An 11,565-nucleotide genomic window follows, 5' to 3' on the forward strand; every position below is an offset into this window, starting at 1 on the left:
GGATAGTAGTAGTCCGCAAGCGACGCGAAATCAAAGAAAACGTTGACACTCCCAACCGCCGGTCCATAGCTATACCCTCCCGTTTTCCGGAGGCCCCCGACCCGTCATGTCCGCGCCGAACCCCGCCGCCGCCATGTCCGCAGACGTGCCCGCCGCCGTGCCTGCCGAGCCCGCGATGATGCCCGGCCACCGGGTCACGCTCGGGGTGGACCGGCCCATGCGGCTGGACAGCGGCGCGGAGCTGGGTCCTTTCGACATCGCCTACCAGACCTACGGCACGCTGAACGCCGACCGCTCGAACGCCGTCCTGATCTGCCACGCCCTGACCGGCGACCATTACGTGCTCGACCAGCATCCGGTGACCGGCAAGCCCGGCTGGTGGGAGATGCTGGTCGGTCCGGGCAAGCCGGTCGACACCGACCGCTATTTCGTCATCTGTTCCAACGTGATCGGCGGCTGCATGGGCTCCACCGGCCCGAAGGAGACCGACCCGGCGACCGGCAAGCCCTACGGCCTCGGCTTCCCCGTCATCACCATCGGCGACATGGTGCGCGCGCAGAAGCTGCTGGTGGAGCATCTCGGGATCGACCAACTCTTCTGCGTGATCGGCGGCTCCATGGGCGGCATGCAGGTCCTGCAATGGGCCGTGGCCTATCCGGAGTCGGTGTTCGCCGCGGTGCCGATCGCCACGGCGGCCCGCCACTCGGCGCAGAACATCGCCTTTCACGAGGTCGGCCGGCAGGCGATCATGGCCGACCCGGACTGGGCCGGCGGCAACTACCTGCTGGAGGGCACCCGCCCGCACCGTGGGCTGGCGGTGGCGCGCATGGCCGCGCACATCACCTACCTGTCGGAGCCGGCGCTGCACCGTAAGTTCGGGCGCAACCTGCAGAACCGCCAGACCGTCACCTACGGCTTCGACGCCGATTTCCAGGTGGAAAGCTATTTGCGCCACCAGGGCATCACCTTCGTCGAGCGGTTCGACGCCAACTCCTACCTCTACATCACGCGGGCGATGGACTATTTCGACCTTGCCGCGGATTACGGGGGCGGCACCCTGTCCAACGCCTTCCGCAAGGACGGCAAGGGCACGCCGGTGCGCTTCTGCCTGGCCAGCTTCTCCAGCGACTGGCTGTTCCCGACCTCCGAATCGCGGGCCATCGTGCACGCGCTGAACGCGGTGGCCGCCAACGTCAGCTTCATGGAGATCCGCACCGACAAGGGACACGACTCCTTCCTGCTCGACGAACCGGAATTCCATCAGGTGATCCGCGGATTCCTGGACGGCTGCGCCGAACACCGCGGCCTGACACGCCCCTCCAGACCATGACATCCCGGCCATGAGCCCCCTCGACGACATTCAGCCATCCGCCCGCAGCGCCTCCGGCAACGGCATCCGCTCCGACCTGAAGCTGATCGCCGAGATGGTGGAGCCGGGCAGCCGCGTGCTCGACGTCGGCTGCGGCGACGGCGCCCTGCTCGCCTTCCTGTCCCGCCGGAAGGGGGTGGACGCGCGTGGGATCGAGCTGTCGATGGACGGCGTGCACCAGTGCGTGGCCCAGGGCCTGTCGGTCATCCAGGGCGACGCCGAAACCGACCTGAAGGACTACCCGCCGGGCGCCTTCGACTACGTGATCCTCAGCCAGACCCTCCAGGCGATGCGCGAGCCGCGGACGGTGCTGGAGACGATGACCCGCATCGGGCGCCGGGCCATCGTGTCGGTCCCCAACTTCGGTTATTGGCGCATCCGCGTGCAGCTCCTGCTGACCGGGCGCATGCCGGTGACGGAGAAGCTCGGCTACCAGTGGTGGGAAACGCCCAACATCCATTTCTGCACGATCCGGGACTTCGTCGTCCTGGCGGAGGAGATGGGCATCCGCATCGAGCGCTGCATGATCGTGGACCGCGCCGGCCGGGTCACCGGCCACGCCCATTCCGGGCTCGCCAACCTGCTGGGCGAGCAGGGCGTCTTCCTGCTGCGCCGGGACTGATCGGCCCCCGCCGGGTGGCGGCGATGCAACCCCTGCCCCGCTGGCGTTGTTGAACAGGCAAAGTCCGTTCAACAACAGACCAGCGGGAGCCACGCACCATGCGCCTCGTCCCCTCCTCCGTCCTGGCCGCATCGGCCGCCGCCCTGCTGCTGTCCGGCGCCGCATCGGCGCAAACGCCGCAGGCCCAGGCAGCGCAGGCGTCACCGGACGCCGCGCGGCCCCCGCTGATGACGGCGCCGCGCCCGGACGACACCCCGGCCACCCCGCCCACGGCCTCGCCGGAGGGACTCGGCGGCGACGCGCCCTCCGACGAGATGAAGCGCGCGGCCCCCTCCGTCGCCGCGATTCCCCATCTGCTGACCCCGGAGGAAGCGCGGACCCTGATCGGCAAGGAGGTGCGGACCCGCGACGGCCAGCCCGGCGGCTCCATCAAGGACTTCACGCTGGACGGCAGCGCCGCCTCGATCGAGCGGATCGTGCTGGCCCCCGCGCAGGGCAGCGGGGCGGACGGCAAGCTGCGGTCCCTGCCGGTCAGCATGCTGCGCACCGACATCGCCGGCGCGTCCGCCGGCGGCGACGGCTCCACGCCGCCGACGCTGGACCTCCCGGCCGCCGAACTCGCCCGGGCGCCGGAATTCACCTACGGCGAGGGCGTGAAGACGGTGAGCGGCCAGCCGCAATGACGGCTCAGGCGCCGCTGTCCACCGCGCGCAGGAGGTCGAGAACAAGACGCTCGCCGTCCGGCCAGGGACCGTAGCCGGCGGCGGTGTTGATGTGGTCGAGGTCGCCGCCGTCGATGAAATCGGCGCCCCACCCCACCGCGAACCCGCAGGAGCGCGCGATCGCGGCGTACGGGTCGTTGCGGCTGGCCAGCACGACCGTCCGGAAGGGAAGCGGGTCGGTGGGCACCGGGGCGAAGCCGTGGACCTCCGGCGGCGTGTGGTCCGCCGACTCCACATCGGGCGGGGCGACCAGCAGGGCGGCGGCGACCTTGCCGACCGATGAGCCTACCCGCACGCCCCAATGGGCCACCGTCATGCAGCCCAGGCTGTGCGCGACCAGCACCACCGGCGCAGACGCCGCGGCCACGGCATCCTCCAGCGACCGCACCCAATCCTCCAGGTCCGGCGCGTCCCAGTTGGCCTGCTCGACCCGCGTGAAGGACGGGTGGCGCCGCTGCAGCCAGCTTTGCCAGTGGTCCGGACCGGAATTGCCGAGTCCGGGGACGATGAGAACGCTCGACTTCGCCATGGGGTCCGATCCGCTGCGGTGAACCGGAAGGTTACAAACCGCGACGGCCCGGAAGCAAGGCTTACGGCTCCTCCGACACCCGCCACGCGCCGGACCCCGCCGGACGGCGCGCCGGGGCCGCCCCGCCGGGAAGCGGGACGATCAGGCGGCGCTTGGCCGGCTGCTGGGTCTTGCGCGAGACCCCGGCGAAGATCTGCTTGGACGCCTCGATCATCGTGACCCCGGCGAAGGCCTTGAACCAGCGGCAGCCGACCTCCTCCCAGGCCGGGGCGGTCTTCATCAGGAAGCGGGAGCGCAGCGGCGGCAGGAATAGGGCATGCCCGGTGCGCTCCGGCACGAACATGGTGTCGCGCAGAACCTGCTTCAGTTGGGAGGCCGAATAGGGAAAGCCGTGCCCAAAGGGCGTCCAGTCGGCCCGCGCCCACAGGCCGCGGCGGTTCGGCACCACCACCAGAACCCGCCCGCCGCCGGCCAGCACGCGCCAGATCTCCCGCATCATCGGGCGGAGTTGCTCCGTCCCCTCCAGCCCGTGGACGAGCAGCACGCGGTCCACCGACATGTCGGCCAGCGGCAGGTCCGCCTCGTCGCCCAGGGCCACCAGCCCCGGCCCGCCCGGCGGCCAGAAGGTCACGCCCTGGGTCGCCGGCATGATCGAGAACACCCGCTCCGCCTCGTCGCGGAAGGGCTGCAGGTATGGCGTGGTGTAGCCGACCCCCAGCACGATCTGGCCGCGCAGGTCGGGCCAGATGGTGCGGATGCGCCGGCGGATCATCCGCCGCGCCGCCTGACCAAGCCCGGACTCGTAGAATTCACGGAGATCGACGATATCGGTGTACATGGTCATCCCAGGCTATCACGTTTCGATCGAACGTCCATTCATGCGGGAGGGGCCCAAGCCCATGGACATCCACCTGATTCCGGCCTTCGCCGACAACTACGTCTACCTCCTGCGCGATCCGGCCAGCGGCGCCGTCGGCGTCGTCGATCCCGGCGACGCACAGCCCGTGCTGGCGGAGTTGGACCGGCGCGGCTGGACGCTGACGCACATCTTCAACACCCACCACCACAACGACCACATCGGCGGCAACCACGCGCTGAAGGCGCGCTATGGCGCCGGCGTGATCGGACCGCGCGCCGACGTCGCCCGCATTCCCGATATGGAGACGTGTCTGGGCGAAGGCGAGACCATTTCGTTCGGATCGCACACCGCGCAGGTGTTTTTCGTCCCCGGCCACACTTCCGGCCACATCGCCTTCTGGTTTCCGGAGGCCAAGGCGCTGTTCAGCGGCGACACGCTGTTCGCGCTCGGCTGCGGGCGGCTGTTCGAGGGCACGCCGGCCCAGATGTGGGCCTCGCTGGTGAAGCTGCGCGGCCTGCCGGACGACACGCGCGTCTATTGCGGCCACGAATACACCCTGTCCAACGCCCGCTTCGCCGTGACGGTGGAACCGGCCAACGCCGCCCTGACGTCCCGCGCGGCCGACATCGCCGCGCAGCGCGAGCGCGGCGAGCCGACCATCCCCTCCACGCTGGGCGTCGAGAAGGCCACCAACCCCTTCCTGCGCGCCGACGTGCCGGAGGTCCAGTCCGCCCTCGGCATGGCCGGGGCCGACCCGGTGGCGGTCTTCGCCGAAATCCGCGGTCGCAAGGATCGCTTTTGAGAACGGGCGCCGACGCATTACCCTGACGCCCACAGAACGGGAGGAGAGATTCTGATGAAGCTGCGCTGGAGCCCGACCTCGCCCTACGTCCGCAAGGTCGCGATGGTCCTCATCGAATGCGGGCTGGACTCGGCGGTCGAAAAGCAGGTGACCAACGCCTGGGCGCCCGACACCGACCTGCCGACGGACAACCCGCTGGGCAAGGTGCCGGCCCTGATCCTGGACGACGGCTCGGCGCTCTACGACAGCCCGGTGATCGCGGAGTATCTGGACACGCTGCACGACGGCCCGCGCCTGTTCCCGGTCTCCGGCCCGGCACGCTGGACGGCGTTGCGCCAGCAGGCCCTGGCCGACGGCATCTGCGACGCCGCCATCCTGCGCCGCCTGGAGCTTCAGCGGCCCGACGGCGAGCGCTCCGAATCCTGGGCGGACCGCCAGCGCCGCGCCGTCGCCCGCGCGCTCGACGTTCTGGAGGCCGAGGCGCCGGCCCTCGACGGCACCCTGACCATCGGCACGCTGTCCCTCCTGGTGGCGCTCGGCTACCTCGACTTCCGGTTCGGGCACGAGGATTGGCGGGCAGGCCGTCCGGAGCTGGCGGCATGGTTCGCCGCCGCCTCCGACCTCGACAGCTTCCGCCGCACCGCACCGCCTCCGGCATGATGGCGGGCGGCGTGAGAGAGGGCGACGCCATGGAGTCCCTGACGCCCGACCGCATCATCGCGATGCTGGGCATGCAGCCCCATCCGGAAGGCGGCCACTATGTGGAAACCTTCCGGGACGCCCCGCCGGGCGGCGGGCGCGGCGTGAAGACCGGGATCTATTACCTGCTTCAGGCGGGTGAGCGCTCCCACTGGCACCGTGTGGACGCGGTGGAGATGTGGCACTGGCACGCCGGCGGGCCGCTGGAGTTGTCCATCTCCAGCGATGGGAGGTCGGTGGAGCGGTTGATCCTCGGGATGGAGCTCGCGGGCGGCCAACGCCCGCAGGGGGTCGTCCCGGCACACGCGTGGCAGGCGGCGCGGCCGTTGGAGAGCTGGGTTCTGGTCGGCTGCACCGTGTCCCCGGCCTTCGAATTCGCCGGCTTCGAAATGGCGCCGAAAGGATGGGAGCCGGGGTGATGAGGCCGGTTGGAAGCGGTCGGGCGGGCCTCCGCCCGACCCTCGCAACCTTCGGCGGGAGAAAACACATCTCCCGCCTACGCTTCCCCGTTCAGCGCCCTAACGATCGCCGCGCAGCATATCGCGGCTGGCCAGCACGGCCCCGCCCATGATGAGCGCGCAGGCCACCCAGACGGTCCAGCCCCCCGCCGCCTGCCCGAACAGGATCAGCAGCAGCGTGGAGGTCAGCGGCGTGGCGTAGGACAGCACGCCCAGCGCCCGGATGTCGCCGCGCTTCACCCCATGGTCCCACACGAAGAAAGCCGCGCCGACCGGCCCGATCCCCATGGCGAGCACCGCGAGCCACTCGCCACCGGACGGCGCCACGGTGGTTTCGAACAGCAGATGCGACAACCCGGCCAGCACCGCCGTGGCGAGGCAGAAGCCGCCGACCGCCTCGGTCGGGACGTCGCCGAAGCGGCGCGACAGCACCGAATAGGAGGCCCAGAGCACCGCCGCGGCCATGGCCGACAGGTAGCCCGGCGTGTCCCCGGCGTCGAGCGACAGGCCGCGCGCGCCGCCCGTCACGATCAACACCGTCCCGGCCAGCCCGCACAGGGCGCCCAGCACATGGCCGCGCTTCAACCGCTCCCCCGGCAGCAGGGCGGAGAACAGGACAATCAGCAGCGGCCAGAGATAGTTCAGCAGATTGACCTCGACCGCCGCACCCGGGGCGAGGCGGAAGGCCAGGAAGTAGAAGAAATGGTAGCCGAACAGCCCGGCGACACCGAGCAGCCAAACCCGCCAGGGCTGACGCAGCACGCCGATCACATCCTTGCCCCGCGCAGCCCCCGCCGCCGTCCCGATGATGAAGGCGACGCCGAAGGACATCGCCACAAGCTGGAACGGCGGAATGGTTCCCGACAGCGCCGTCAGCAGCGCCAGCGTGGACCACATCAGGATGGCCAGACCACCGATGGCAGTGGCGCGGCGGACGGCGGGGGCCGAGGAGGCAGAGGTCGGGAGGGTGTCGGTCATCATACCGCACCCTTAGCGCACCGGCAGGGCGCGGGCAATTGTCATGGTGGCGAAGCCGCGACGCGTCGGAGGCCGGCCGGCCGGACAGATTGTTTCTTCGAGTCATCCGTGCATGAAGCGCATCCTTGCAGATCAGTTGAGATCAACAAAGCTGCACAGACGAACTACACAGCATTCATAAACTACGCAAATTTTGCGCCATCACCCCCCTGAGTAATTGATTGAATTATTCATATTTCCTTTTTAATGCGATATCCAGAGGAGGGAGATCATTGTTATAAACTTCTATGTTCTTCATTAATCTATCGGCGTCAACCAACTCAATTTCAAAAGACCCGTAATGTTTTGTCACCTTCTGGGAATCGGCTATCGCTTTGCTGGAAAAATGACTGCTTGTCACTATCTTCAGCCCCTTGACCGGGCCATTGTCGACTTCGTATAGAAATTTTGCTCCTATAAAATTACGTACAACGTCGATGCCTACTTTTCTTGACCTGCTGTATCTTTTGCACTCAACTATGATCTGTTCCCCCGAGCCCCCCTCAAGCAACACCATATCAAGACCGCCGTCTTTGGTTTGCTGCGTAAGACGAACATGATACCCCATGTTTAGATAAACGTCCGCAACAAGCTCTTCAAACTTTCTCGGGTCCAGATTGTAGATGTCAGAGAATTTCCTCTTTAAATGCGACCCCAAATCGGACAGCCCGACAGCGGAATCATTTATATTGAACTTTTTCAGCAATGAATACTTGATGTCGGTGACCTTGAAGCTATAAATGCTCATATTTATGCCTTCATACCAAAATCCACATCTTTTGCATTTGTAGCCATCGCCAAATAAAGAACGAGGCTTGGCACTTTTAGTCGAGTATTTTGCCAGATCAGGCTCAAATGAATGGAAGCGCGATCCACAATACGGGCAGAATTTTTCCAGATTGCTAAAATTCTTCTCATCCTCCTCCAGTTGCAGCTCCCTAATCAACAGAACGCTTGGAGGGATTGGGGATTGCTCTTCCGACTCGACCTCTCCCTTCCATAAAAATATGGCGCCATCGTCTTGAGGCATGGTACACCTCCATATTCTATTTAATGGTTATTGTATTATAGCTAGAATACCCGCAATCGCTTCCCATCTCCCTTTGATCAAGTGTCTCATCTACTCCGGTCGGTGGTTGGAGAAGAGCTTCGAGACAGTGATTGGGATTTTCCATGTATATTAGCTCAAAATCCCCAAAAAAAGAAGGTGTATTGAGTGAATTGATTGCAGTTCAACTGACATGCCGGACGGAGACCAAGATGCAGGCGCCAGCGACACGAGCCCGCTGCAACCGCAATAGGCTGTGCTTGCTCTGGCGCTCCAACTATCTGCATTGAATTCGATCAGGCTTCGAGCCGAACTTAGAAAAGCCCGTTCAGCAGAGACCCGCGCCCGCTGTAGCCGCCGCTGCCACCGGTGAGGATACCCAGCGCACCGGAACTGGTCGTGCCACCACCCATCAGCAGCGAGGTCAGGCGCTGAAGCTGCGGCGTCTGCTGGAGCGGATTGTCACCCTTGGCCGGCTGCTTGGCGATGGTGTCGTAGTCCTTGCTGTAGTCGCCCATGCGGAGCTGGAGGCCGTAGTTCTTCTCCTCCTTGGCCGCCACGCCCTTGTCGCGGGAGACGCGCAGCGTGTAGTCGCCGCGGTCGAGCGACAGCGTGCCCGCCTCGAACTTCTTGTAGGTGTCGTAGGTAGCGCCGGCCTCGCTGTTGCTGTCGGCGACGATCTTGCCCTGCTTGTCCATCAGCTGGACGCGCACGCCGGTGTCGCCGACGCGGCCGAGGGCGACCTCGCCGGGCGTCGCCAGATTGAATTTGTAGAAGTCCGCCGGGTCGTTGGCGGCCAGCGTGCTGAGCACGTTGAGGCGGCTGGTGTCCTTGACCAACGTGCCGACGTTGGTCGCGAAGGGCGCGGCGTTCAGGGCCGACTTGCGGACGGTCTGCTCATACTCCTGGACCTCACCGCTGGGCTTGGCGTCGGTCGCCTGCTTGGCCTGTTCCTGGACGCGCTTCATCGCCGCGTCGATGGACGTCTGGATGCTCTGCGCCAAGCCGCTGATGTCGCTCATTCCAACCATGGCACGCCTCTCCGACCGGCATTCTTCGTGTTCGTCGGACCGGTCCTTGCAGGCGGCGGGCCAAATGGCTTTCCATGGTTTTCAATGGGTTGAACGAAAACTGTCACGGGAAGGGCGGCAAGTTCCGCCGCCCCTCCGGCAGGATCTGCCGGGGTTACGCTTGCACCAGCGCGAATTTGTCGACGTCGACCAGCCCGCGGTCGGTGATCTTCAGATGCGGGATCACCGGCAGCGGCAGGAAGGCCAGTTGCAGGAAGGGCTCGGCCAACGGACAGCCCATCTGCCGCACCGAAGCGCGCAGGCTGCGCAGGTGGCGCTCCACCGTCTCGAAGGGCTCCAGGCTCATCAGCCCGGCCAGCGGCAGGGCCAGTTCGCCCACCACCTTTCCGTTGCGCACCGCGACGAAGCCGCCCTGAAGCTCGATCAGGCGGTTGACGGCGATGGCCATGTCCTCGTCCGACGCGCCGACCACGCAGATGTTGTGGCTGTCGTGCCCGACCGAGGAGGCCAGCGCACCCTCGCGGATGTGGAAGCCGCTGGCGAAGCCACGCCCGACATTCTGGTTGGTGCCGTGGCGGGCGAAGACGCAGATCTTCAGGATGTCGCGGTCCGGGTCGGCCACCAGCTTGCCGTCCTTCGCCGGCACCTCCAGCCGCAGGTGGGCGGTGATGATCTTGCCGGGCAGGACCCCGATCACCGACTGGACGGAGCCGCGGGCGGGCACAGCGAAATCCGCTGCCGTCACCGGGTGGAGCTTGACGGAGCGCAGGCCCACCGGGCTGACCGCCGGGCGCCCGGCGAAAGTCTCAGGCGTCACCACCCGCCCGTTGCGGATGACCCGGTTGACCGAGCACTCCTCCAGATCGTCCAGCAGGATGAGGTCGGCGCGCTGGCCCGGCGCCACCAGCCCACGGTCGAACAGGCCGAAGCCGCGCGCCGCCGACCATGTGGCCGCGCGGTAGACATGGGCCAGCGGGGCGCCCAGCCGGATCGCGCTGCGGATCAGATGGTCCATGTGCCCCTCCTCGGCGATGTCGAGGGGGTTGCGGTCGTCGGTGCAGAAGCCCAGGAAGGGCGAGGTTTCCGGCTGGATCACCGGGGCCAGCGCGTGCACGTCCTTCGACACCGACCCGTCGCGGATCAGCACCTGCATGCCCTTGCGCAGCTTCTCCATCGCCTCCGGGGCGCTGGTCGTCTCGTGGCAGTTGCGGATGCCGCAGGACAGGTAGGCGTTCAGCTCCCGCCCGCTGAGCAGCGGGGCATGGCCGTCGATGTGGCGCCCGTCGAAGGCGGCCAGCTTGTCCAGCACCCCGTCCACCTTGTGGAAGACGCCGGGGAAGTTCATGAATTCCGCCAGCCCCAGCACCTTCGGGTGGTCCTTGTGGCGCAGCAGGTCCGCCGCCTCCAGCCGCGCGCCCGAGGTCTCCAGCTCCGTCGCCGGAACGCAGGAGGAGAGCTGCACCCGCAGATCCAGCACCGTTCCCTCGGCGCAGTCCAGGAAGTAGCGCAAGCCCTTCTCGCCCAGCACGTTGCAGATCTCGTGCGGGTCGCAGATGGCCGTGGTGGTGCCCCGTGGCAGGACGCAGCGGTCGAACTCCATCGGCGTGACGCAGGTGGATTCGCAGTGGACGTGGGTGTCGATGAAGCCCGGCACGACGGTCAGTCCGCGCCCGTCGATCTCCTCCACCCCGTCGTAGGACTCATAGGTGCCGACGATCCGGTCGCCGCAGAGGGCGATGTCGCCCGTGGCGGTCTCGCCGGTGACGACATTGAGGAAACGGGTGTTCTTGATGACCAGATCGGCCTTGGTCTCGCCCAGGGCTTGGCCAATGCGCGTCTTCAGATCGTCCCGGGTGACCGCCATGACTCCGCCTCGTCCTGACCATTCCAAGTCTTCTTTAGGTAAAAGGCCGGGCGAGGCCCTTCAATCGGATTTTCCGTAACAGCGTATCGCGCGGTCAACTCCCTGGTCGACTCGCCAGTTCGATCACCGGTCCAGGGCCACGGTAGTCCGGGTAGTTCCAATAGCTGCGCGGCTCCAGCCGGTAGGCCGGAAGGCCGAGGCCCAGCGTGTAGACCGGCTCGCCGGTTCCGCCATAGCCGACGCCGTAACGCGCCCAACGGGTCCCGCCGTCGTCTCCGCAAGCCGTCATCGCCAGCAGCAGAACGGCAACGAAGGATTGAGCGATCTTTCCGATGATGGAGGCGATGGGTTTCATGATCCACCAGCCCGGTCCAATGCGTTGCCCCCACATGAAGACAAACACGCCGGGACCTTCGCTATTCCCCAAAAAATTAGTTCGCTTCAAAAACAATATGCGTTTCGCCCAGTTCCCGCCCAATGATGACGCGGCAACGTGTCATAGAACGATTTAACGCTTCGGAAACCTATGGGCACCTCATTATCGT

At 66.3% G+C, this 11,565-nt stretch carries 13 protein-coding genes; 6 read left to right on the forward strand and 7 right to left on the reverse strand.

Going from position 1 to position 11,565, the window contains the following annotated elements:
• Nucleotides 1-106 precede the first annotated feature (106 nt).
• The 3 genes from metX (at nucleotide 107) to AC1DVI_RS06560 (ending at nucleotide 2,674) form a co-directional block, all read left to right on the forward strand.
• The gene (gene metX, locus AC1DVI_RS06550) at nucleotides 107-1,330 is read left to right on the forward strand and encodes a homoserine O-acetyltransferase MetX (RefSeq protein ID WP_476957237.1); all 1,224 of its coding nucleotides are present in this window, start codon (nucleotides 107-109) and stop codon (nucleotides 1,328-1,330) included.
• Nucleotides 1,331-1,340: 10 nt separating this feature from the next.
• A complete protein-coding gene (gene metW / locus AC1DVI_RS06555; protein WP_476957238.1) occupies nucleotides 1,341-1,991 on the forward strand; it encodes a methionine biosynthesis protein MetW in 651 nt (216 codons plus the stop codon).
• Between the two features lie 98 nt (nucleotides 1,992-2,089).
• Complete coding sequence (locus AC1DVI_RS06560) at nucleotides 2,090-2,674, forward strand: PRC-barrel domain-containing protein (RefSeq protein WP_476957239.1); 585 nt, start codon at nucleotides 2,090-2,092, stop codon at nucleotides 2,672-2,674.
• Between the two features lie 4 nt (nucleotides 2,675-2,678).
• Here AC1DVI_RS06560 and AC1DVI_RS06565 read toward each other — a convergent pair whose 3' ends face one another.
• Nucleotides 2,679-3,242, reverse strand: a complete 564-nt coding sequence (locus AC1DVI_RS06565) for an RBBP9/YdeN family alpha/beta hydrolase (RefSeq protein WP_476957240.1) — start codon at nucleotides 3,240-3,242, stop codon at nucleotides 2,679-2,681.
• 61 nt (nucleotides 3,243-3,303) lie between these two features.
• Entirely contained in the window at nucleotides 3,304-4,080 is a 777-nt protein-coding gene (locus AC1DVI_RS06570; RefSeq protein WP_035678754.1) for a class I SAM-dependent methyltransferase, read from the reverse strand.
• A 61-nt stretch (nucleotides 4,081-4,141) separates the two neighbouring features.
• Here AC1DVI_RS06570 and gloB point away from each other — a divergent pair, with 61 nt between their 5' ends.
• The 3 genes from gloB to AC1DVI_RS06585 are packed head-to-tail and all read left to right on the forward strand — an operon-like array spanning nucleotide 4,142 to nucleotide 6,021.
• Nucleotides 4,142-4,903, forward strand: coding sequence for a hydroxyacylglutathione hydrolase (gene gloB / locus AC1DVI_RS06575; RefSeq protein ID WP_476957241.1), 762 nt, complete (start codon nucleotides 4,142-4,144; stop codon nucleotides 4,901-4,903).
• A gap of 54 nt (nucleotides 4,904-4,957) precedes the next feature.
• On the forward strand, nucleotides 4,958-5,563 hold the full coding sequence (locus tag AC1DVI_RS06580) for a glutathione S-transferase N-terminal domain-containing protein (RefSeq protein WP_476957242.1): 606 nt from the start codon (nucleotides 4,958-4,960) through the stop codon (nucleotides 5,561-5,563).
• A gap of 29 nt (nucleotides 5,564-5,592) precedes the next feature.
• Nucleotides 5,593-6,021, forward strand: coding sequence for a cupin domain-containing protein (locus AC1DVI_RS06585; RefSeq protein ID WP_476957243.1), 429 nt, complete (start codon nucleotides 5,593-5,595; stop codon nucleotides 6,019-6,021).
• A gap of 99 nt (nucleotides 6,022-6,120) precedes the next feature.
• Here the strand turns inward: AC1DVI_RS06585 and yddG are convergent, their stop codons facing one another.
• The 5 genes from yddG to AC1DVI_RS06610 form a co-directional block, all read right to left on the reverse strand.
• Entirely contained in the window at nucleotides 6,121-7,038 is a 918-nt protein-coding gene (yddG, locus tag AC1DVI_RS06590) for an aromatic amino acid exporter YddG (RefSeq protein WP_476957244.1), read from the reverse strand.
• 226 nt (nucleotides 7,039-7,264) lie between these two features.
• The gene (locus AC1DVI_RS06595; RefSeq protein ID WP_476957245.1) at nucleotides 7,265-8,107 is read right to left on the reverse strand and encodes a restriction endonuclease; all 843 of its coding nucleotides are present in this window, start codon (nucleotides 8,105-8,107) and stop codon (nucleotides 7,265-7,267) included.
• Between the two features lie 332 nt (nucleotides 8,108-8,439).
• A complete protein-coding gene (locus AC1DVI_RS06600) occupies nucleotides 8,440-9,156 on the reverse strand; it encodes a hypothetical protein (RefSeq protein WP_476957246.1) in 717 nt (238 codons plus the stop codon).
• A 154-nt stretch (nucleotides 9,157-9,310) separates the two neighbouring features.
• On the reverse strand, nucleotides 9,311-11,020 hold the full coding sequence (gene ade / locus AC1DVI_RS06605) for an adenine deaminase (RefSeq protein ID WP_476957247.1): 1,710 nt from the start codon (nucleotides 11,018-11,020) through the stop codon (nucleotides 9,311-9,313).
• Nucleotides 11,021-11,114: 94 nt separating this feature from the next.
• On the reverse strand, nucleotides 11,115-11,375 hold the full coding sequence (locus AC1DVI_RS06610) for a hypothetical protein (RefSeq protein WP_476957248.1): 261 nt from the start codon (nucleotides 11,373-11,375) through the stop codon (nucleotides 11,115-11,117).
• Nucleotides 11,376-11,565 lie beyond the last annotated feature (190 nt).

This window comes from Azospirillum sp. P4_B5 (assembly GCF_056402275.1).